The organism is Rhizobium sophoriradicis, from assembly GCF_025200795.1.
Classification (GTDB): Bacteria; Pseudomonadota; Alphaproteobacteria; order Rhizobiales; family Rhizobiaceae; genus Rhizobium; species Rhizobium sophoriradicis.
In genome coordinates, this window is the sequence record NZ_CP104157.1 from 94,639 (window position 1) to 117,457 (window position 22,819).

Below are 22,819 nucleotides of genomic sequence, written 5' to 3' on the forward strand. Positions count from 1 at the left end.
AAAGAATTTATATTTGTATGAATTGCGTCGCAATTTTTTATGCACTGAGCACTTTTGATATTCGAACTCAAACTTTATCATCTAATAATTCCGTATTGCAAACCAGACAATTCCAGGCAGCGAACTCATAAATTGCTTGGCGTTTTTCGCGTGTCGTGATTCAAGGCTTCCGAATGAGGGAGCCTCTATGACGCGTCGCCGCTACGAACTCACCGACCACGAATGGTCGATCCTGTGCCACTGTGTGACTTCTTATTGCTATTCGTAGAAGTTGTCATATTTAACGTTATTTCGCAAGTTTAGCGCGATGTCTTTATTTTCAATGTTTAATATAAGCCAGGCACGTTGATATCTTTCTTTATTGATAATGAAATTTTCCAATGTTTACAAACGGAATAGGCGGCAAGCCCACTTAGTTACCAGGTTGTTGCCATTGTGCTGTCGCTTTCTGTTACTGGATTCACCACCGAAGGACAGTTGGAAAGGGTACGGCCGCCGTATCTCACGATGGAAGCGGCCGGTGGCGAGGTGGAGGGCGCATCACTGTCTAGCAAGAACTTAAAACCTTGTTACATAGACTGAAAGCGACATCTCCGATGTAAAACATGAGCCGGAAGTGGACCTTCCAGACTCACACGATGTTTTACATCAGGATATATCCTGCCAATGCCTGAGAGCCCGATTTAAAAGAAGTTGAGCGATAACAGGCAGTTGTGATTCCCTATTGGTGCTAAATCAAATGGGGTTTCGATGAGCTGGACTGCTATCGCTCGCCGTGAGCATAACCGAGACGTGCTTCGTTTTCCAAGTGATTTGAAGGACCGGGAATGGGCGTTGATCAAACCGCTGATCCCGCCAGCGCGTCGTGGCGGGCGGCGTCGGACGACGAATATGCGCTCGGTCGCGAAGGCGATCCTCTATATCGCCTCGAGCGGCTGCCAATGGCGCATACTGCCGGGCGATTTTCCGCCGGTTTCGACAGTGCGCGGTTATTTTTATGCTTGGCGCGCGATCGGACTGTGGCAGAGCATCAACCAGCTTCTGGTGATGGCGGCGCGGGAAATCGAGGGACGGGAGGCGCAACCGACGGCAGGGATTATCGACAGCCAAAGCGTCAAGGCCACGCAAAGCGGCGGAATATCCGGCTATGATGCAGGCAAGAAGATTAAGGGCCGCAAGCGTCAGATTGTCACCGATACGCTTGGATTTCTGATCTTCGTGTTCATCCATGCTGCCGACATACAGGATCGCGACGGCGCACCCCATGTCCTCAAGGCGATCCGCCGCCGTTTTCCGTGGCTGCGCCACATCTTCGCCGATGGTGGCTACGCCGGAGCCAAGTTGAGGCGAGCAATGAGCGGCCATGGTGACTGGACGATCGAAATCGTCAAGCGTTCGGATCACGCCAAGGGCTTCGTCGTCCTGCCCAAGAGATGGGTGGTGGAAAGGACTTTCGCCTGGCTTGGACGCTGCCGCCGTCTCGCCAAGGATTGGGAGAAATCGATCGAAAGCGCAACCGCATGGGCGCAAATCGCTTCAATCGCGAGTAGGCTTTGAAGTTCTTCGATGCCATTCTCGGTCAGACCCTTCGTGCCGTCTTCACTGCCATCGCCGACGTAAACCAGTTCGCCTTCGGAGATGTTGTCCGAGTTTGCGGTCACTTCTTCGATCAGTTCGAGGTTTTCGCCGATCATGCCGGCGACTTGGCTGAGTGTGTAGATGAACCTCGAGCGCGCCATCAGGCGGCCTCGCATCGAGCTTTTGCCGGCGTCCAGTTCCAAGGCAGGAGGTCTTCAATTCGGTCTTCGGGGTGATCCTGGATCCGGGTCAGGACATCCGTCAGATAGACCTCTGGATTATGGCCTTGCAGTTTGACCGTCTCGATGATGGTGAGGATGTTGGCGATGCGCTCGCCGCCCTTGTCCGAGCCGGCAAACAGCCAGTTCTTCCTTCCAATTCCAAGCGGACGCATGGCTCGTTCAGCGATGTTGTTGTCGATTTCGACACGGCCATCGTCGATGTAGACGCTTAAGGCTGCCCATCGCGACAGGGCATATCGCATCGCCTCGGCCAGCCTCTGCTTCTGAGGCAAAGTCGAGAGTGTCGCCTCGATCCAGGCCTTGAGTTCGTCCAGAACAGGCCGAGCATGGTGTTGGCGCAGGGTGCGCCGCTCGTCAGCCGACATGCCTCGGATACGGTTCTCGATATCGTAGAGAGCGCCGATGCGTGACAGCGCTTCCTCAGCGATCGGAGACGGCTTGAGCTTTATCACATCATGGAACTTGCGGCGCACATGCGCCATGCAGGCGGCTTCAATGATCTGGTTGCCATAGAGCTTCTTGTAACCCCCGTAGCCGTCGGCATGCATGACGCCGCTGAAGCTTGCCAGGTGATCAGCCGGATGTGCGCCCCTGCGGTCGGGGCTGTAGTAATAGGCAATGGCTGCGGGAGTGGCGGATTGATAGCCACTGCCGTCAAAGATGTAGACCCAGACCCTGCCGGTTTTTGTCTTGCCCCGCCCGGGGTCGAGAACATCGACCGGGGTATCGTCCGTATGTATTCGGTCGAGTGCGGCGATATGGGCCCTGATTAACAGGACAAGTGGTGTCAGCAATGCAGATACCCGGCCGACCCAGTCGGCCATTACGGATCGGGAGATGTCTATCCCCAACCGGTCGTACATCTCTGACAGGCGGTAAAGGGGAATGTGATCGTCGAATTTGGCGATCATGATGTGGGCGAGCAGCCCCGGCCCGGGTTTGCCGCGCTCGATCGGCAAGGTCGGCATCTCGCCAGCCACTGTCGTATCGCATTCCCTGCAGATCATGCGCTTCTCGACATGCCGGACAATCTTGACCGACGCCGGCACGTGCTCCAGCACCTGGACCACTCTGTCGGCCGCCTTCAGGAACGAAGTGCCACCGCAGGTCGGGCAATTGCAGGGAGCTGCATAGACCAGTTCTTCGGTGGTGAGATCATCGGGTAGAGGCTTGCGCTTCGGCTTCTCGGATGCGTCGTCCAACTCCGGCAGAGGCGGTTTCCCGGAGCGCTGTTCAGCCTCGGCCCGGGAGGCCTCGATCTCCTCCAACATCAGCTCGAATTGCTCGATCTTCCTGTCGATCTTTTCCGAAGACGCGCCATGTTGCCGATGTCGGAGAAGCTCCAGTTGCGCGCGAAGAAGCCCGATTATGGAGTCTCGCTTGATGACCTCGGCTTCCTGGCTCTCAAGTTTTGCCGCCTGTTCCGCGACGAGTGCGCGCAAAGTATTGAGCTCGTCCTGACTGTCCAGCGGCGCTGTTTCCATATCCGCGAAACTAGCCGATTTGCCTCTGACGCACCAGCGTTAAGCTTCCCATGCCCCTGCAAAATATAGCTTTTATCCCGTTCGGCCGGGAGCGGAAGTCCACGCCGGGCGTCGCCAATCGATCCCCTCAACGAGCATCGAAAGCTGCGCCTGCGTCAGGTGCGCTACACCCTCTTTCGCCGTCGGCCAGGGAAAGTATCCGCGCTCCAAAATCTTGTAGAACAGACAGAACCCCTGGGCCATCCCACCAAAGAAGCTTGATCCGGTCCGCGCGTTTTCCGCGAAAGCCGAAGATTGCGCCCGAGCCCGGTGCCTCCCTCACGACCGTCTCGACCAGCGCGGACAGACCATCAATGCCACGCCGCATATCGGTCACTCCGCAGGCCAGATAGACCCTCACATTCCCCGATGGGCCGATCATACCGCCTCCACGCAAGCGACGAGCGGGCCAAGCAGCTTCAACTCAACGTCAACCGCAACCTTCAAGCTCCGACCGTTTCGAAGCAAGATCTCAACGATCGTCGGCCTTGTTGATGCGGTAGACGGCTGGCTTACGCCAACCTCCTCCGTGATTTCCACCGGGAGGAACACCGTCGGCCGATCGGCATAGTTGAATGATTGCCGCCACAAGCGGATCTGGCCCGGATGAATGTCGTGCCGGCGCGCCACATCGCCAATGCGAGCACCGGGCTCATCAGCTTCCGCAAGTATCCTCAGCTTCGCCTCGTCCGACCAACGCCGTCTGCGCTCGGTACCGGACATGATCTCTATGCGAGCCATGAAACCTCTTCGTTCTGGTATTAATGTCAGCACTAATGCTGGTTCTAATGCCAGAACATCGCCTGATTTGGCCGATCAGCAAAAACAGCTCACCGTACGCTCACCTTCAATCAGAATGCTCATAAGGCGCATCGCAAGGTATTGGATATACGAATGAACTTTTGAATCGGGCTCTTAGTGAAACCTATTTAGAATCTGGTGCCTTTTCACCTTTGGAAAGGTTGCGTGGCTCTTCGGAACGCAAAACAATAAAGGATTTTTTATACGCGGAAAGCTAGGTAGCTCAGAGGCTCAGAGAGAGCCAAGAATTGTTCAGGATAGTGAATTGAAAACGACGTACTCGTCAAAGAACGCCTTTTCACTGAACGGAATGCTTGGTCCGTTTGATACACCTTTCACCTCACATTGTATCCAAGCGCCAAGTTGCCTCTTCGAAATCTGGTCGGGCATACAAAGAGACGGAAGGCTGGCGACAGCTTTGACGTAATTGCGGTCCTTGATGTGCCGCTTCCAATGGGCGACAACGACGAGGTCGACGAGTGATCAAGTCTGGCATACTTGGCCTGGCGCTGTACTATTGCATTTGTGTTTGCAACACTCGTCATAAGTTGCGAGTTTTATGACAGAAACAAGGCCAACAAGAACTATGGCTCTGTAAACGTGCTTCGTTGCAGTTCTATTTTACCCGGGCCCTTCTACACGAAAGCAGTCCGATTGGAATAGGCTAGACCTTCTGGCGACAGCTTGGCAAAGCCGGGAGCTTTCAGTTCGCGTCCGACCGTGGTTTCGTCGATGAGAAATCAAGGCGACATGCCCGCCAGGTGTCAAGCGAAGCGAGGAATTGACCCCCTCCATTGATTGGTCGTTTCGCTTGTTTCAAGCGACGGTGATCACCATCCGAGGAGACAGCTATCGGCTTCGCGAAAAGCGCGCCGGGACACCAGTTGGAAGAACAGGTGCGCTGCATTCGCCTCGAAGGGAAGATAGCCGAGCTCGTCAATGATCAGCAATTTCGGACGAGCCAGGATCGCCAACTGCTTGTCGAGCGAGCCGTCGATGTGGGCCTTGGCCAACATCGCCACCAGCGTCGCGGCTGTGACGAACTGCACGTTGTAGTTCTGGCGGATCGCCTCGCGGCCAAGGCTGACAGCAAGGTGGGTTTTACCGGTACCAGGAGGCCCAAGGAATAGCACCGTATCGCCGTGAGCGATCCAGCGACAGGTCGCCAGTTCCCTGATTTGCCCATGATCAAGCGACGGCTGCGCCTCGAACTCAAAGCCGTCGAGTTCGCACACGAACGGGAACTGTGCGACTTTACTCGACATGGAGATGCGCCGCTCATCGCGCCGGGCGATCTCTCGCGATACCAGGAATGTCAGAGCTTCGCGCAAGTTCATCTTCGAGCGGGGCCGCCTCGTCAAGCAGAGTGTCGAGCTGATCGCGGATCGCCGTCAAGTTTCAGTCGATCGAGTGTTGCGATGAGTAGGTCGTGATCCACGTTCGCCATCACCATCCTCCTCCAACAACCGCCTCGTATTCCGCGAGTGGCCGCAGCAAGGTGGCCGGAGGCATTTCCAAGGGAGCTGTACGCACGGATCCCTCGGCACCGGTCACGCCGACAAAATGGGACCGGTCCACGATCCGTTGCCGCCGGCCCTGGCACAGGACATGATCGGCCACGACCTGGCCTGTCAGTACCGGAGCATACTCCCCAATAGTGCCGTTTGAATCTTCCCCAGGAGCTGCGCCGCTGGTCTTCCGGGGCGCGCCCCGTAATACCAGCGGCGCGTCATCGCCGATACTCCTTCCGATGGTCGGAAGGGGGATATTGGTGATCAAGCTGAGGGAGACGATCATGATCTTGGATCTGCATCAGCAGGGCCTGACAGTGTCAGCTATTTCCAGAGAAACCGGCATCGATCGCAAGACGGTGCGCAAATACATAGAGCGGGGCCTTGAGGTCCCGCTTATGGACCGAGAAAGCCTCGCGCGACGGTTATCGATCCGTTTGCTTCATACCTGCGGGAGCGGGTGAAGACCTATCCCGGCCTCACTGGTAGTCGGTTGCTCCGAGAACTCCGGGATCGAGGTTATGCCGGCGGTTACACCGCCGTCACGTATTTTCTTCGTGACGTGCGACCTCCGGCAAATCCAGGTTTCGAGGTTCGCTTCGAGACGCCGCCAGGCGAACAGGCCCAAGTCGATTTCGCCCAGTTCCACGTCGTTTTCACTGACGAGCCAATGACGCAAGGATCGTTTGGTTGTTCTCGATGGTGTTGGGTCACAGCCGCCTCATCTGGGCACGCTTCGTCATGCATCAGAATCTGCCGACCGTCCTACGTTGCCACATCGCCGCTTTCGAGGCGATTGGTGGTGCGCCGCGGGAGGTGCTCTACGACCGGATGAAGACTGCCGTTATCGGCGAAGGTCAGACGGAGGGCATCATCTACAACCGTGCTCTCATCGACCTGGCCCGCCATTATGGATTTCATCCTAAGGCGTGCAAGGCCTACCGAGCCAAGACAAAAGGCAAGGTCGAGCGGCCGTTTCGGTATATCCGCGAAGACTTCTTCCTCGCTCGTTCGTTCCGCAATCTCGACGACATGAACGCCCAGCTCCGGCACTGGCTCGACACCGTCGCCAATCCAAGGAAGCACGCGACGACCCAGCGTGTCGTCAACGAGGCCTTCGCCGAGGAGCGGCCGTATCTGCGGCCGCTACCTCTGGCACCGTTCAAATCCGTTCTGAAGCTGGAGCGCCGCGTATCGCGGGAAGGCATGGTCAGCGTCGGCGGCAATACCTACAGCGTTCCGGATGCCACACGCAGTCGCATGGTTGAGGTCCACTCTCTCGCCGACGAAGTCCGCATCTTCGAGAACGGCACACTGATCGCCACTCATCCTGTGCTGGAGGGCCGCAAACAGCGCCGAGTCCATCCCGATCATCGACGATCGATGACGCCGCAACATAGGCCAAGGACACGAGACGAATCCCTTGTCGTCAAGCCTGCCGGCGACACCGTGCTGCAGCGGTCGCTCGCCTTCTATGACGCCGTCGGCAAAGTCCTGGCACGGGAGAGCCGCCCATGAGCGCGACCCTCGATGCCATTCCATCCATGATCGACCGTATTCGCCATGATCTCGTCGGTCTGAAGATGCCGCGCGCACTGGAAGCACTCGACCATGTCGTGCGCCGCCTCGAGCACGGTGAGCTATCTGCCCTCGAGGCTATCGATATCCTGCTGTCCGAGGAACTGACCCTGCGCGAGAACAGCCGCATCAAGACCGCTTTAAGAATGGGCAGGTTAGCGACGATCAAAACCCTTGCCGGTTTCGACTTCACCTTCCAACCTTCCCTCGACCGAGATCGCATCTTCACCCTGGCCCAGCTTGGCTTCGTCGATCGACACGAGGCCGTGCATTTCCTCGGCCCACCTGGAACCGGTAAGAGTCATCTTGCCACGGCGCTCGGCGTCGAAGCCGTCAAAGCTGGAAAGAGCGTCTACTTCACGAACCTTGCCGACCTCATCGGTTCGCTGGCCCGTTCCGAACGGGAGGGTCGGCTTCAGGAGCGCATTCGCTTCTTCTGCAGGCCAAGCCTGCTGATCGTCGATGAGATCGGCTACCTGCCCGTCGTCCAGGGCGGCGGCAATCTATTCTTCCAACTCGTGAACGCCCGATATGAGCGAGGTGCGATGATCCTGACATCAAACCGCGGCTTCGCTGAATGGGGCGATGTCTTCGGCGATCCAGTTGTCGCAACGGCGCTGCTCGACAGACTGTTGCATCATGCCGTCGTCGTTCAGATCGAAGGATCGAGTTACCGATTGCGCCAGCATGCCGAACTGATGCCGGAGCATGTTCGCTCCAAAGCCCTCATCGCACCACCGGCATTCGCCCCACCTCAAAAGCCGCGCGGGCGGCCGCCGAAAAATCCTCAATTCTCCCTGGCATCCACGTCGGCATAAGTGGGGAATTTTACTTCGGCACTTCTGGGGAAAATTACGCGGCATTGACATGGCCCGCATGACGGATGATCACACGGCCTGCCAGTACCACGACCTGAACGCTCTCGCCGATCAGACGCCAAGGCACGGAGTAGCTGTTCGTGTCGAGGTCGATTGCGCAATCGGCCTGAACCTTGCGCATGAGATCCCGCAACTGCCCGAACGGCGCGCGGCCAGCCAGCGGGCGAAGCGCCCCAGCCTCCGCGGCAAAGCGTTCCGCTGGCGCTATGCCAGTCGTGCCGTGTTCACGCTGGTCGGCAACATCGCGTACCCACCGGTCCAGATGCGCTTCGAATGCCGCCCAGCTCTCGAACCGGCGGTTCGCACGATAGTAGCGCCGGCGACCGTGTGCCGCGTCGCAGTTCCGTGGGCGGTTCGATGCGAGTGACGCCGCAGTCGCTGGCGCCGGAGAGGGGTTCGGGGCAGCAAGACGTCGATGCCGCAACGGAGACTCTCGAGCTGGCAACAACACGGCAATCAACCGGCACCGAAGGACCTTCGGCTTGCAATGTACTGGGATGACTTGCTGCCGAGCGCGGACAACCCCCAGACCAACTTCAGTATCCATGGTGTGCCCTACACGGCCACTCTGGGGCCATCAGGCATGCAGAGCGACATTTACCTTTTTCTGCAATAGGGTGGAGATGGATCGAGCAATAGATGCCAGTCGTTCTTGAAAAAGCACCAAACCGTTGAGAGAATCCGTTTTTTACGCGGCCACGTGCAGCGCGCCAACCCAGATGAGACGATCCCCAGTGCCGGGGGCGACATCGAATGTGCACGTCGCCAGTCTTCCTTCAAAACGTTGACGTTTAGCCAGCATCCCAAGAGGCGGCGACTGTCGCATCTCTCTTATGTCGTATGCAGTTCTTTAGTCATGCTTTTTCCTTCCGGCTTTGACGACGAAAGCACAGCGTGAAGCTACTGAGCAAACGAGGGAGACAGGGCATTTTGACGACGGCTCCCTTCCCAGACCATCGTCGAAACGGCTGACAGCCGGCGGAGGTGTCTGCGGCGCGGCCGGGCTAAGATTAGCTTGAATGTTGGAGGTGGCCTTGGAAGATTTACCGCCCCGCTAATAGCTGCTTGGCGCGGCGCAACTCCCATACGGCCAAAGAGCGACAATCCGGGAAAGCCTGCGCGCATGTCGGTATGGTCCGTCGCCAGCCAGACCTTCACGCCGCTCGGAATGGGGATCATCGCAGATGAAGCGCTTCTGTGTCGATGTCGGCGTCCATGCGGACGCGTCGGTCGCGACCCAGTTCGATCGTGACGTCGCTGCGCTTCCGGCGGGGGTGCGGCGGGGCCGGCGCTTCCGTCACGGCGGGTTGGACCGCCGGCGCGGCCTCCGACACGATCATGGGCACCAATGTGCTCACCGTCTCAGGCCGGGGGGCTTACAAAACACACGCTCCAATGCACAGAAACCTAGAAATGTAGGAACCATTGAAATTGACATGTCTATATATCCTGCCAAACATTTTATGAAGATTATCAAAGTCGTCCGGTTGCCCGGAATTTGATGGAGGGATGCATTATGAAGCGCGCTGTGGAGACCGGGTCAAGATAGTCTGGTGGGATGGGTCAGGGGTCTGCCTCTATTCGGGCAGCCCTATGGCAGAACCTAAAGCTGCGATCTCTACCTTCAGCGTCATCCAAGGACTGCACAGAAGCTGCGGCTCTTCGCGAGGTACGAGAGGCATTCAAAATGCCTTCTCATTGCACCGAAACGGCATATCTGCCGATTGAAAATTTTAAAAATGCGGCTCAATGAGGTAGGGCGCCCTTCTCCAGACACGAACAGCCATGCGACAACCCTTGGTCATAGAGCCAGAATGCCTGGAGTCACTCGCGCACCCGGAAATCCCCTATATAAGCCTCATTGGTTCTGGCATTCCAAGACAATCTCCATCCTTACCCTGCCTACTAAGCGTCGAACGTTTTCGAAGAACGAATTTGGTTCTCTCCCCTCAACCATAATCTTACCTAAAATCACCAAACCCCGGCATGACGTTTGCGCTGATGGTTGCAGTTGGCGCGCTCGTGGCGCTGTGCAAAGGCCTTTATGTTATAGGCGGTGCTCTGGCCTTCATCGCTTTCGTTCTTGCTATTTCCTCGGCAGAGCTTTCGCATGAGTAGACGCGCCTCGAAGCAGGCTGCCATGTGGGCCCGGCGAGTTTGTTTTTCTTCAGTCAGGGGTTTAGGATCCCCGCTTATGTTTCTTATCGCTCTTGTACTTGTAAGTTGATGCCAGAGCATCATATTTCAATTGTTGAAATAAAATTCTATCTTGTTTAGTACTACAACTTTCTTAATGCCCGCTAATTTTGAGGCTATTTTTGATCCGTCATTATTGTCGTAAGCAACTACGCAGAGCGCGGATAACTGGCAAACGCAATGTCCATTAAATAAGTGCAAACCTAATTAGCAAACGACATCAAGTGTCATGCGGTAAACCTTTGGTGTGAGTCAAAACGTGCATTCTGCCCTTACCCAGTTTTCCCCTTGGTTACGTTACTATAGCGATCGCGCCGTCTTCGTTGGGAGGCGCCGACATTCTTTAGCGATCATAAGTGGAAAAACTTATTACCAACTGCAATCATGGCCGGCCGTCTTTCAGGGAGCTTAGCAGGATGATTGTTCTTTTTACGGCCAAATCGAGGTTCCGCACCGTTGGCTCAATTGAGTGCGTGTTGTATTTCTGTTATCTTCAAGATGTATGGCGGCGTGTGCTGTTTTTGCGCCGCCACTTTTATTTAATTGTTTTTTATGAGGGTACTGTGTTATGCTGACGCCTCCTTTCACGTTAATTTTATTATGTTCTTATTCGAATTAATGAATGTGACTCTTTATATATATCTTTTGGATAATCTGTATTGTTTATGTCTTAAGGCATAAGAGTTTCCGGCGACGACCGACTGCCTTGATTTGCTGATTGGCCAAGTCGGGTAACGGTCCCCGCCTCGCACTCCACGGGTTCGATAGAAGGCCTGGTCGTTCAATACCAGAATAGTATTTCCTTGAACTTACTTGGAGTTAATTGATTAGAATAACGAGAGGCAATAGGAAAATACTCATCGTCTCAAACTTACGACGCCAAATAATCGTAAAGCGGTGATAAATAGAAATATAGTATAATAGTGGCGTGACGCGCCCGTCCGTGGCTGCTCGATCAGCGGTCGCCAAGCATCGGAAGCATAGAAATAATCAACACAAGCATATTGTTGACCTGACTTATTGATAATAATCTATTACCCGCCGCATATGACGGTTAAATACAAGGACTTTAAGGGAAACAAACACATGCAAAAAGCAACAAACCGCAAAACACTCCATAAGCGCCAGGTCAATGAGCGGGGATTTCGATCATGACCTTATCGCTCTCCCCCATGCTATCACATCAATCGCGCCATTCAGGTTTGCGCTGCTGTCAACAACGATGAACCAGGGCTTTGCATCAACAGGAGCGGCATACGGAGGGTAGGTCTGAACTTCATATGTTCCGGTTCCGACCAACCGTCCAGCGTCCACAGAGCGTTCTGCATCCGCACTCTCAAGATAAAGGTATTTGACTCTAACCGTCCCTCTCTTATGAACTGCGTAGCTCCTAGTAGCGTCGAACAGGGCATTCCGCATGTGATAAACTTCATTATCCATCAATTTGTAGGTTAGCCATACCATACTTGCAAGATAGGAGAGATTTGTTTAATTTTCTATATGATGAAGAATGCGTCGTTGTAGCAATGAGAAAAGGTGAGGTGATATATATAGCTTAACTAATCAAGGAACTCGAAACGAATAATGGCATTTTTACGATCGAAACGCTATCGAATAATTGTGTGGCCCTTTGCTTAAGCATATCTGCAGCTCGACAGCGACGGATAGTGATATCAAAGGTCATTCCACGCCATTTGACGGTGACATTTGTTGGCTTTTCGAGGGCAAGAGGGCTTGGATATGCACCCCGTGACTTACCATTAAGAAATTGATCTCCCTAAAGCGTTGCCACCAGCCGCACGGCATATACATCAGGATATATCCTGCCGAAGATTGGTAAGCGCGATTTTCGATGCGCATTGACGGCTGCGGCACCGCTGGAGCCGCCTCGCATCGGTAGCGATATCCGGCTCCGTTAGGCGGCGGAGGTTTTCGAGAAGTTGATCGGTAGCAGGTCGCCGATGTCGGCGTAGTCGTCTCGCTGCGGCAACTCAGTAAGCACGTGCCGCAGCCAGATCAGAGGGTCGACGCCACAGGCGCGGCAGGTCAGCATCAAACTATAGATCACTGCGCTGACCTTGGCTCTGTCAGCAGTGTCGCTGAACAGTCACGATTTTCTTCCCGTCGCAAAAACCCTGATGTCGCGTTCGAGAATGTTGTCAGAGCTGGCTCGGTTTGTCTGAACAGCTTCGGGCGTTTTTCTAAGTGGATTTCCGCCTCGATTATGCTGCCACAATCATCGGTGCCAGCGCGTTGAAGTAAGCCTGATCCGGCGTCTGCCGGTCAAGGGATGAATGTGGGCGTCGGGTGCCGATGCCAGCGCGAGCTTCAGACGGTTTTATAGGCGTGGAGGTAAACCTCCTCGTATTTGATCGACCGCCAGAGCCGCTCGACAAAGACGTTGTCCCGCCATGCGCCTTTGCTGTCCATCGAGATGGCGCTTTCGGCCTTCTTCAACACCGCCGTGAAGTCGATGGAGGTGAACTGCGATCCCTGATCCGTATTGAAGATTTCCGGCCTGCCGTAACGAGCAAGCGCTTCCTCGACCGCTTCGATGCAAAGTCCGCTTCCATCGTGATCGACAACCGCCACGACAGAACCCGACGACTGAACCAGTCGACGACGGCGCAGAGATAGACGAAGCCCCGTGCCATAGGGATGTAAGTCAGGTCCATTGCCCATACCTGGTTGGGCCGATGACCGCCAGTTTTCGCAGGAGATAAGGATAGATCTTGTGACCGGGAGCCGGTTTCGAAGTGTTTGGGCGGCGGTAGATAGCCTCAATGCCCATCTTCTTCATCAGCGTGGCAATGTGCAATCGCCCAGCTTCCAGCCCTTCTCCCCTCAAAAGCCCCTGCAACATCCGACTTCCCGCAAACGGGTATTCGAGATGCAGTTCATCAAATCGGCGCATCAGAGCAAGATCGCCACCCGACACTGGACGTGGAGAATAGTAGACGCTGCCACGGCTGAAGCCGAGAAGCTTCGCCTGGCGCACGACCGACAGTTTGTGTGCGCGGTCGATCATTTCTTTCCGCCCAGCAATCCCGCCTTGCCGAGCGCACCGGACAAAAATCGTTCTCCAGTGTCAGCTCGCCGATCTTGGCGTGCAGTGTTTTGACATCCACGGTTGGACCCGCCGGTTCCGCCTTCGCTTCATCACCGAAAACGCCTGTCGCCCCCTCAAGGAGCTGGTCTTTCCACTGTTTGATCTGGTTGGCGTGCACGTCAAACTGCTGGGACAATTCCACCAGCGTCTGCTCGCCCCTGATGGCGGCAAGCGCCACCTTTGCCTTGAAGGCCGGGTATGGTTCCGGCGCGGTCTCTCGTCATGGTCTCTCCTGTTCCACTGCTGTCCGGTTTAAATTTAGTGGACATGGTGCACGGTGTTGATTCTACTCATGTTCGAGCGTTTCGCGACGATCTCGGACACGTGTCAATGCCGCGTAATTTTCCCCAGAAGTGCCGAAGTAAAATTCCCCACTTATGCCGACGTGGATGCCAGGGAGAATTGAGGATTTTTCGGCGGCCGCCCGCGCGGCTTTTGAGGTGGGGCGAATGCCGGTGGTGCGATGAGGGCTTTGGAGCGAACATGCTCCGGCATCAGTTCGGCATGCTGGCGCAATCGGTAACTCGATCCTTCGATCTGAACGACGACGGCATGATGCAACAGTCTGTCGAGCAGCGCCGTTGCGACAACTGGATCGCCGAAGACATCGCCCCATTCAGCGAAGCCGCGGTTTGATGTCAGGATCATCGCACCTCGCTCATATCGGGCGTTCACGAGTTGGAAGAATAGATTGCCGCCGCCCTGGACGACGGGCAGGTAGCCGATCTCATCGACGATCAGCAGGCTTGGCCTGCAGAAGAAGCGAATGCGATCCTGAAGCCGACCCTCCCGTTCGGAACGGGCCAGCGAACCGATGAGGTCGGCAAGGTTCGTGAAGTAGACGCTCTTTCCAGCTTTGACGGCTTCGACGCCGAGCGCCGTGGCAAGATGACTCTTACCGGTTCCAGGTGGGCCGAGGAAATGCACGGCCTCGTGTCGATCGACGAAGCCAAGCTGGGCCAGGGTGAAGATGCGATCTCGGTCGAGGGAAGGTTGGAAGGTGAAGTCGAAACCGGCAAGGGTTTTGATCGTCGCTAACCTGCCCATTCTTAAAGCGGTCTTGATGCGGCTGTTCTCGCGCAGGGTCAGTTCCTCGGACAGCAGGATATCGATAGCCTCGAGGGCAGATAGCTCACCGTGCTCGAGGCGGCGCACGACATGGTCGAGTGCTTCCAGTGCGCGCGGCATCTTCAGACCGACGAGATCATGGCGAATACGGTCGATCATGGATGGAATGGCATCGAGGGTCGCGCTCATGGGCGGCTCTCCCGTGCCAGGACTTTGCCGACGGCGTCATAGAAGGCGAGCGACCGCTGCAGCACGGTGTCGCCGGCAGGCTTGACGACAAGGGATTCGTCTCGTGTCCTTGGCCTATGTTGCGGCGTCATCGATCGTCGATGATCGGGATGGACTCGGCGCTGTTTGCGGCCCTCCAGCACAGGATGAGTGGCGATCAGTGTGCCGTTCTCGAAGATGCGGACTTCGTCGGCGAGAGAGTGGACCTCAACCATGCGACTGCGTGTGGCATCCGGAACGCTGTAGGTATTGCCGCCGACGCTGACCATGCCTTCCCGCGATACGCGGCGCTCCAGCTTCAGAACGGATTTGAACGGTGCCAGAGGTAGCGGCCGCAGATACGGCCGCTCCTCGGCGAAGGCCTCGTTGACGACACGCTGGGTCGTCGCGTGCTTCCTTGGATTGGCGACGGTGTCGAGCCAGTGCCGGAGCTGGGCGTTCATGTCGTCGAGATTGCGGAACGAACGAGCGAGGAAGAAGTCTTCGCGGATATACCGAAACGGCCGCTCGACCTTGCCTTTTGTCTTGGCTCGGTAGGCCTTGCACGCCTTAGGATGAAATCCATAATGGCGGGCCAGGTCGATGAGAGCACGGTTGTAGATGATGCCCTCCGTCTGACCTTCGCCGATAACGGCAGTCTTCATCCGGTCGTAGAGCACCTCCCGCGGCGCACCACCAATCGCCTCGAAAGCGGCGATGTGGCAACGTAGGACGGTCGGCAGATTCTGATGCATGACGAAGCGTGCCCAGATGAGGCGGCTGTGACCCAACACCATCGAGAACAACCAAACGATCCTTGCGTCATTGGCTCGTCAGTGAAAACGACGTGGAACTGGGCGAAATCGACTTGGGCCTGTTCGCCTGGCGGCGTCTCGAAGCGAACCTCGAAACCTGGATTTGCCGGAGGTCGCACGTCACGAAGAAAATACGTGACGGCGGTGTAACCGCCGGCATAACCTCGATCCCGGAGTTCTCGGAGCAACCGACTACCAGTGAGGCCGGGATAGGTCTTCACCCGCTCCCGCAGGTATGAAGCAAACGGATCGATAACCGTCGCGCGAGGCTTTCTCGGTCCATAAGCGGGACCTCAAGGCCCCGCTCTATGTATTTGCGCACCGTCTTGCGATCGATGCCGGTTTCTCTGGAAATAGCTGACACTGTCAGGCCCTGCTGATGCAGATCCAAGATCATGATCGTCTCCCTCAGCTTGATCACCAATATCCCCCTTCCGACCATCGGAAGGAGTATCGGCGATGACGCGCCGCTGGTCTTCCGGGGCGCGCCCCGGAAGACCAGCGGCGCAGCTCCTGGGGAAGATTCAAACGGCACTATTGGGGAGTATGCTCCGGTACTGACAACACGAAAGAGGAACAACACCGTGCGGCATGACAATAGCGTCTTTCATGATCTGTTGAAGCGGATTCCGTGGACGGTGTTCGAAAGACTTGTGGAGGAGCATCAGGCCGACAAGCACGTTCGGCGGCTGTCGACGAAGAGCCAGTTGATCGCGCTGCTTTACGGCCAGCTTGCCGGTGCCGTCAGCCCGCGCGAGATCGTCGGCTCCCTGGAAAGCCATAGTGCCCGCCTTTACCATCTCGGCGCTCGCCCGGTGTCGCGCTCGACCTTCGCCGATGCCAACGGCCTGCGTCCGAGCGCCGTTTTTGCAGAGTTGTTCACGCAGATGCTGGCCCGCGCCGGGCGCGGCCTCAAGCGGGCCGTCGGCGAGGCGGTCTATCTGATCGACGGCAGCAGTCTGCCACTTTCCGGGGCGGGATCGCAGTGGGCCCGCTTTTCCGATCAGGCCTGCGGCGCCAAGATGCACGTCGTCTATGATGCCAATGCCGAACGGCCGATCTACGCGGCCGTCACCCCGGCCAATGTCAACGACATCACCGCCGCCAAGGAGATGCCGATCGAGGCCGGCGCCACCTATGTCTTCGACCTCGGCTATTACGACTTCGGCTGGTGGGCGAAGCTGGACGCCGCCGGCTGCCGCATCGTCAGCCGCCTAAAGTCCCACACGAAACTGACGGTGAGCGCCGAGCAGGCGGCAAACGAGGATGCCGGCATCCTGTTCGACCGCATCGGCCTGTTGCCGCAGCGTCAGGCCAAGAGCCGCCGCAACCCGATGAACCGGCCGGTGCGCGAGATCGGCGAGCGGATCGAAACCGGCAAGGTGCTGCGCATCTTCTCCAACGATCTTACTGCCCCGGCCGAGGAGATCGCCGCGCTTTACAAGCGCCGCTGGGCGATCGAACTGTTTTTCCCCTGGGTCAAGCAGACGCTGAAGATCCGCCATTTCCTCGGCAACAGCGAAAATGCCGTGCGCATCCAGGTGGCCGTCGCTCTGATCGCCTATCTGCTGCTGCAGATGGCAAAGGCCGACCAGGCCACCATCATAAGCCCGCTGGCCTTCGCCCGCCTGGTGCGCACCAACCTGATGCACCGCAAAAGGATCGACCGCCTGCTAAAGCCACGCCACAGCCCTCCCGGAAATCCCGGCCAGATGAGCCTCCAATGGTGACAAAATTTAAACCGGACAGCAGTGCTCCTGTTCCCGGCATCTAAGCCGAAGTCAGGCAGAAATTCCACTTATCCTAGCTGTGTAGATTTCCCGAGCCAGCTCTGCCGAGCAGTTAACTCACCCTCTTTCGCTCTTGCGATCCAGCGGATCGCCGTCGAAATCCCAACTCCGAAACGAGCCGCAGCCTGTCGAGCCGACATGCCCGCCGCAGACGCTTTCAAAACCCATATTAGGAGATCATCGCTCAGGGCCTGTCCCATCATCCACCTCTCCGCTGTGGATGTTGAATCAGCTTCGGTCGCTCTCGTCACCTCACAATCGATTCATCAATCGCAGGACATGTCTAGGTCTGGCACCGCATCGATCGAACCGCAATATCTGACCGACTCCGGCATCGAATGATGCCGAACGACGCTGCTTCAAATCAATCCCCGGGGTTTGACGAGCCAGACCTATACCGTTGCTGAAGCGCGATTATCCGTTTCAGCAATTGTTCTTGCGCAACCAGAGCCGGAGCGACTTCGGCAGACGGGCCGGCATCGGCGGTGACACAAGCTGTGCTGGCGTATTCCTCCAGATCGTCGATTTCAATCGGGCCGTACGGGATATCAAATCCGATGGCCCCATCGTTGTCGTGATTGCAGTTGCCGTTGTACCCATCGGTTTCCGCATTGTCGCCTACAAAATCCTTGTCGCCGGGCTCTCGCGCCGCCGCGAGGACAGTCGGCTGTTCCAGGTCTCCGCGATTGATGTTCTCCGGCAGCACAAGGGGCGCTGGCTCGGGGAGCGAACCGGTCTGGGCTTCGAAAATACGCTTCAGCGCGCGATCCGAGTAATATTGCACTTTTCGCAGTTTAAGTGGCGGGTGCCCCTTTATGAGGATGATTTCATTCCTGTCGTCGATCAAGCGCACCTGTTCGGGGCGCAAAAGCGGTGCCCCCTGATCGGAGATCTGGATGTTCTGGTCGAACATGCGTGTCTGATTATAGGAGGTCGAGCGCGCCTTGAACGTATATTCCCCGATAGCCTTCGAGATATATGTCGGTGTTTCGTCGTCAGCGGTGGCCATAAATACCTGCACACCGGTATTGCTGAGAAAGTTCTGTTTGCCCGCCTCGTCGTAGGTACCCGTCAGCGCGGAGAGACTCTGAATAATAAACATGAAACGGCCATTGTATCCGGCGATGGTGGTGATCGCGGTCTCGATGGCCTCAAGTTTGCCCAGATGCCTGAATTCGTCGAGGAGAAACAGAACTTCGTAGCGCTCGTCCTTCCCTGGCAGGGATCGCTGCAAAATCGACACGACCTGCTGAAAAAGAAGGCGCATCAACGGCGCAACGACCTCAAGATCGTTGGGACTTACACAAAGATAAACGCAGGTCTTCCTGCGACGCAGGTCGTAGATGGAAAAGTCGGATCGGCTGGTCGCTGCCTTGACCAGCGGATCAGCCCAAAGATTGAGACCGCCGTCGCCGAGCACCGACGTATAGGAGGTTAGGATTTTCGTGTCGTTGCCCGCCATGTTGTCAAAGATGCGCTGAGCCTCCTTATTCTGGCTTTCTTCCGCGAGTTGCGCAAAAAGCTTGTACTTCTCGCCAGGCTGGGCAAAAAGGTCGTAGACTGCGCCTATTGTCGGAGTGCCGCGCTCGATACAAGCAAGGATACCCGCAACAAAAAGGTCTCGTGCGCCATCGATGAAGCCTTCCGCTCCCTTGCCTTTCGCAGTGATAAGGTTTGCAGCAAGTCGGCGTGTCTCGGTAAACTGCCTCTCGGGAGGCATTGCCGCAATATCGAGAACCGGATTGTAGCAATGGGTCCGTCGCTCCGGATCCAGAGGCGCGAACTTGAAAACGACGTTGCCGTTTGCCTTTCGTGCCCTGGACGTCAGGTCAAAAAGCTCACCTTTGACATCGAGTGCTATCACCGAGCCCCTGAAGGTCAGCAGCGTCGGAATGACGACGCCGACGCCCTTGCCGGCTCGCGTCGGCGCGACGACCAGACTATGGGGCTGTTCGCCGTTGGTCAGATAGCTGCCGAACCAGTGGGGACCACAGGTCTTGCCAAACACCGCACCATTGATACTGGTGTAACGCTGCAGGTAGCCGGCACGTCGCATTTCCCCGAATTCTGCCCAGCGAGCCGTTCCATGATGCTCGCGGTTGCGCAGCGACACGAACAGTTGGCTGAGTAGAACGACGGCTGAAGTTGATACGACAATGGCCAGAGCGTAGTAGAATACCGAGGTCGTATGCCCCAGATAGAGCGGCGACTCGTACCAGATGGCGAAGACACTGAAGGTCATCATCGCTTCGCCATTAAAGCCTTGGCGGAACGTTACATACAAGCTTGCAACACAAAGACCGGCTGCCAGCGAGCATACGACACTAACGGCCAAACGTAGGGGCGTGCTCTTGCTCGAGTTCATCTCTTCACCAAACACTGCGGGACAAATCGGAAATCGCGTTTGAGGTCCGGGCGCTGCCAGAACAGAACCCAACGGTCGTAACCTTCACGCGATCGCGGTTCCGGTCGGCTGGCCGGTGGCCGGCTCCCGCGGTCCCGTTCATCCAGCCGTCGATTTCCGACAGCATCACATCATCAAAAGGCGTGAACCTACCCCTTCTGCTAGGACGATGGTGTCCGGGAACAGGAGCGGTATCATGAAACCTGGCGGGTGCGTGCCCGACGTTTTTTCGTGGTCTGGCGATGCAGGCAACCGGCGTCGGGCAAGCGCTTGCTACTAGTTCGTTACAGATCATCTCGGGCTCGCGGAGCCACAATGACGTCAGTTGACTGGCATCGTGGGACATCGTGGGCAGATGACCGGCGGCTGATTGCGTCGGGATATGGGTTGCCTGAACCGGACCGCAGGTCAGCCGGAGACGATATCTGTTGCTTTCCCTTTTCAGCAGTGGTCGTTGCGAGCCGCGCACACTTCTTGATGTGAGCCGTTTCAGCGCCGGACAGATCGGAAAATTCCCGGCGTGCGCCGTGTCGCAGGCCGGCATCCCGGGCGAATTTCTGACAGCGCGCCCATTCCGGGAGACGCTGTCGGGACCAGCCGCGGTGAATTTCGGCGGAATGTTTCGCGTCGGGGACCAACCGTCCGAGCGAAAACTCACGATTGCATCGATTTTTTCAAGATCGGCCGATGTGAAGCCAGGCCAGCCACAGGGCTCCGCTGCAGCGCACTCCGGTGCTTGCGGCAAGAGTCCATGGCGTTTAACAGCGTGCATCTCCGGATCGACGCAGGGCCCGTCCACGACCCCGGGGAATGCCTCGCCTGATCCGGACTGCATATCCGGTATGACACTCGTCGTCCCCCCGGGCATTCTCAACGGGGCGTCGTATGCCGCATCGATTTCGGCCAGAGCTGCTTCGTTCAGGTCGGGGATATCCTCGTGGCGACCTTGTGGCGAGGTTTGCGTACCCGGAAATAACCCCTGAGATGATCCGGGGGTCGTTTCTTCGCGGAAACGACTGTGGAGTTCTTTCGTGCGGGTACTGCCGGCATCGTCCAGAACTTCGGTATGTGTCACGCTGCGAGAACCTCTCATCGTGTCGGAAGTTGGAGTGTTCGCATGAACCGCAAGATTTTCGGCTTCACGGTCTCCTCCACCCCCCAGTTCGCAAGCGGAATGGTATCAGCCGAGTTTCTATCCGTATCGGTATCCCTCCCGAACCAATGCGCGGGTGGACCCGAATGGGGTAAGGAGACGGGAGTGGCGTCCGGAATTGATGAGCTTTCCTGCCAGTTTCCCCGTGTTGTTTCTGTCGGTGGCCGAATGTTGTATACACTCGCTTCGGATGGGCGTTGCTCGGCTGGCAGAGACTGCCGAGCGCGCTTTGCCGCTGTACGGCCGATTTGACTGTCCAGCCGGGGGACTGGTTTCCGCGCAGTCGCTTCGCGGCCCGTGCTGGCGGCTCCGGCGACATGGCAGGTTCACCGGCGCGCCTGTCTGATCGTTCCGGTTCAAGCGAGCGCAAGTACTGCATGGCGGCGCGGAAATCACCTTTGTTATTGTGCAGGATGGCGGGTACATTTGCAGTCGCTTCGAATGCGCCAGGCGAGTCCGCAGCGGCCTCGATGAGGCCGGCAGCAGTACTCGCCGGCATTTCCCTGATATGTGGGTGCACTCCTTCATTCGGTCGTGTCGGCAGATCGGCCGCGACTGCCGCGCCCTCTCCGCCGCCCCGTACCTTGATCTGCCCCTCCAGCGCCGGGATTGTTGCCGTTCCATGGCCGTCGTCCGAGACTGTCAGCGCCGGACGCGCGCGATAATCGGTGAACTGCCCATGGGTCATGATTGGCTCCTTACCTGCGTCCTAATCCCGGCGACGATCCTGGCTGCTCCCATCCCTTGCCCGTTTTCGGTCACCCGGTGCCTCGTCCTCAAGTGCCCGCTTCGAGGAAAGCGGTCTCTGCTGCTGGCTTTCGAAAACCGCAGGCAGTGAATCAGTCGCCGATCCGCTACGGGCGGTGTCATTCAACGACAGTGACCTGGGGGGGGCGGCCAGCAATGTTGCGGGGTTATTGCGATCGTTCTGCTCCCGGGCGGTTGTCTCCGGCTCGGTGGCAATTGATCTCCCGCCCTTTGCCCCACTCGGCTCGCCAGCATCATCGCGTCGTCGTTTTGGATTCTCTTGCGCGGTGTCTGGCGACTGCACCGCATTCTGGTTTGCTGTGCCAGGAACTCCGGAGTTGTCCCTTGGCTTGCATGCGCCGTCCCGGACAGCATTTGGTGCGTCATCACCGAGGTTGCCCGCCGGAACGAATCCTGCGCTCTCCAACAAGGGAACGGGCGACGCGTTATGTGCGACGGACGGTTGAACTGCGGCCTTCGATTTGCTCGAAGGCCCGGCAGGAGGCAACGTATCCACAGGTTGGTCCTGCAAGGGATGATCTTCACGCGGTGACCCCTGTTCCGTATCTGCATCGTCGAACCGGACCCGGCTGGCCTGCCGCTCAAGGCGCCGGAACTGGGCGTAAGTCATCGGACGCTCAAGGATACCACGTTCTGCTCGTGAGCTGGCATCAAGGACAATGCCGTGGCGGAGCGAAATCTCGGCCATCTTCATGCGCAAGGCTTCGTAATTCAGATGCGGGTGGCGCCGCGAAATCTTCAGCCACTCACGTCCCAGAAGTTCGCGGCGGTTGACCACGACATGCAGGTGCGGGTGATCGCGGTCAACGTGGAAGGCCGTAAGATAGTTGTATCGCCCGCCCCCGTTGCCTGACCCAAACATCTCGGCTGCCCACTCGCGGCTCGCCGCATAAGCATCTGCTCGACCTGTGCCCGGGGGGAAGCTTACAATAATATGCGTGGTCAACTCCTGTTCCCTTCGCTCATCCGGCTGACTTTCGTCATAAACTCCGGTCTCCTGGACCCAGCTTCGGGCAAGTTCAGCGATTTGATCCGGCGGCACGGGGATATCGAGGTGCCGGGCTGAACGCTGCAACTCGAGTTTTCCCTTCCGGGAGAGATACTCCAGCTGATTGATGATCTGCTGGAGGGTCCTAGTTCCACCATCAGGTACTATGCGAATGATAACCTGAGGTCGATCCGGCATCGAACATGCTCC

The 22,819-nt window shown here is 57.1% G+C and carries 8 protein-coding genes and 10 pseudogenes; 4 read left to right on the forward strand and 14 right to left on the reverse strand.

Features of this window, described 5'->3' with window-relative positions; translation table 11 throughout:
- Positions 1-750: 750 nt before the first annotated feature.
- Positions 751-1,557, forward strand: coding sequence for an IS5 family transposase (locus tag N2597_RS33190; RefSeq protein WP_341356299.1), 807 nt, complete (start codon positions 751-753; stop codon positions 1,555-1,557).
- Here N2597_RS33190 and N2597_RS33195 read toward each other — a convergent pair.
- From N2597_RS33195 to N2597_RS33220, 6 genes and pseudogenes are all read right to left on the reverse strand, one after another.
- A pseudogene (locus tag N2597_RS33195) lies at positions 1,542-1,739 on the reverse strand (hypothetical protein); the annotation flags it as partial. The gene N2597_RS33190 and the pseudogene N2597_RS33195 sit on opposite strands and share 16 nt — an antisense overlap.
- Positions 1,739-3,304 (reverse strand): IS66-like element ISRel19 family transposase, encoded by a 1,566-nt coding sequence (locus N2597_RS33200; protein WP_009996985.1) that lies wholly within the window; start codon positions 3,302-3,304, stop codon positions 1,739-1,741. The pseudogene N2597_RS33195 and the gene N2597_RS33200, both read right to left, overlap by 1 nt.
- Positions 3,305-3,376: 72 nt before the next feature.
- Positions 3,377-3,725, reverse strand: a pseudogene (tnpB, locus tag N2597_RS33205) (IS66 family insertion sequence element accessory protein TnpB).
- Positions 3,722-4,084 carry an IS66-like element accessory protein TnpA gene (gene tnpA / locus N2597_RS33210; RefSeq protein ID WP_009996987.1) on the reverse strand — a complete coding sequence of 121 codons (363 nt, stop codon included), beginning with the start codon at positions 4,082-4,084 and terminating at the stop codon, positions 3,722-3,724. The pseudogene tnpB and the gene tnpA overlap by 4 nt, the downstream one beginning before the upstream one ends.
- A 929-nt stretch (positions 4,085-5,013) precedes the next feature.
- Positions 5,014-5,591, reverse strand: a pseudogene (locus tag N2597_RS33215) (ATP-binding protein); the annotation flags it as partial.
- Positions 5,591-5,773 (reverse strand): annotated as a pseudogene (locus tag N2597_RS33220) (IS21 family transposase); the annotation flags it as partial. The pseudogenes N2597_RS33215 and N2597_RS33220, both read right to left, overlap by 1 nt.
- Positions 5,774-5,915: 142 nt before the next feature.
- On the opposite strand from N2597_RS33220, the pseudogene istA (N2597_RS33225) reads away from it, so the two are divergent.
- Together istA (N2597_RS33225) and istB (N2597_RS33230) are read left to right on the forward strand one after the other, a co-directional pair.
- Positions 5,916-7,173 (forward strand): annotated as a pseudogene (gene istA / locus N2597_RS33225) (IS21 family transposase).
- Entirely contained in the window at positions 7,170-8,051 is an 882-nt protein-coding gene (gene istB / locus N2597_RS33230) for an IS21-like element ISRel3 family helper ATPase IstB (protein WP_003563080.1), read from the forward strand. The pseudogene istA (N2597_RS33225) and the gene istB (N2597_RS33230) overlap by 4 nt, the downstream one beginning before the upstream one ends.
- 40 nt (positions 8,052-8,091) lie before the next feature.
- On the opposite strand, the pseudogene N2597_RS33235 reads toward istB (N2597_RS33230), so the two are convergent.
- The 5 genes and pseudogenes from N2597_RS33235 to istA (N2597_RS33255) all read right to left on the reverse strand — a co-directional run.
- Positions 8,092-8,415: pseudogene (locus N2597_RS33235) on the reverse strand (Mu transposase domain-containing protein); the annotation flags it as partial.
- A gap of 3,807 nt (positions 8,416-12,222) precedes the next feature.
- A pseudogene (locus N2597_RS33240) lies at positions 12,223-12,468 on the reverse strand (transposase domain-containing protein); the annotation flags it as partial.
- A 61-nt stretch (positions 12,469-12,529) separates the two neighbouring features.
- Positions 12,530-13,632: pseudogene (locus N2597_RS33245) on the reverse strand (IS3 family transposase); the annotation flags it as partial.
- 159 nt (positions 13,633-13,791) lie between these two features.
- A complete protein-coding gene (gene istB / locus N2597_RS33250; RefSeq protein ID WP_341356286.1) occupies positions 13,792-14,673 on the reverse strand; it encodes an IS21-like element ISRel3 family helper ATPase IstB in 882 nt (293 codons plus the stop codon).
- Positions 14,670-15,927: pseudogene (gene istA, locus N2597_RS33255) on the reverse strand (IS21 family transposase). The gene istB (N2597_RS33250) and the pseudogene istA (N2597_RS33255) overlap by 4 nt, the downstream one beginning before the upstream one ends.
- A gap of 163 nt (positions 15,928-16,090) precedes the next feature.
- On the opposite strand from istA (N2597_RS33255), the gene N2597_RS33260 reads away from it, so the two are divergent.
- Positions 16,091-17,236, forward strand: coding sequence for an IS4-like element ISRel1 family transposase (locus tag N2597_RS33260; RefSeq protein ID WP_077988945.1), 1,146 nt, complete (start codon positions 16,091-16,093; stop codon positions 17,234-17,236).
- 95 nt (positions 17,237-17,331) lie between these two features.
- Here N2597_RS33260 and N2597_RS33265 read toward each other — a convergent pair.
- The 3 genes and pseudogenes from N2597_RS33265 to N2597_RS33275 all read right to left on the reverse strand — a co-directional run.
- Positions 17,332-17,496, reverse strand: a pseudogene (locus N2597_RS33265) (helix-turn-helix domain-containing protein); the annotation flags it as partial.
- A gap of 164 nt (positions 17,497-17,660) precedes the next feature.
- Entirely contained in the window at positions 17,661-19,661 is a 2,001-nt protein-coding gene (gene virD4 / locus N2597_RS33270; protein WP_011427370.1) for a type IV secretion system ATPase VirD4, read from the reverse strand.
- A 1,901-nt stretch (positions 19,662-21,562) separates the two neighbouring features.
- Complete coding sequence (locus N2597_RS33275; RefSeq protein ID WP_011427369.1) at positions 21,563-22,807, reverse strand: T-DNA border endonuclease VirD2; 1,245 nt, start codon at positions 22,805-22,807, stop codon at positions 21,563-21,565.
- Between the last annotated feature and the right edge of the window lie 12 nt (positions 22,808-22,819).

Coding starts and splice junctions, on each gene's coding strand:
- N2597_RS33190 (WP_341356299.1), top strand. CDS start 751: ATGAGCTGGACTGCTATCGCTCGCCGTGAGCATAACCGAGACGTGCTT.
- N2597_RS33200 (WP_009996985.1), bottom strand. CDS start 3,304: ATGGAAACAGCGCCGCTGGACAGTCAGGACGAGCTCAATACTTTGCGC.
- tnpA (WP_009996987.1), bottom strand. CDS start 4,084: ATGGCTCGCATAGAGATCATGTCCGGTACCGAGCGCAGACGGCGTTGG.
- istB (WP_003563080.1), top strand. CDS start 7,170: ATGAGCGCGACCCTCGATGCCATTCCATCCATGATCGACCGTATTCGC.
- istB (WP_341356286.1), bottom strand. CDS start 14,673: ATGAGCGCGACCCTCGATGCCATTCCATCCATGATCGACCGTATTCGC.
- virD4 (WP_011427370.1), bottom strand. CDS start 19,661: ATGAACTCGAGCAAGAGCACGCCCCTACGTTTGGCCGTTAGTGTCGTA.
- N2597_RS33275 (WP_011427369.1), bottom strand. CDS start 22,807: ATGCCGGATCGACCTCAGGTTATCATTCGCATAGTACCTGATGGTGGA.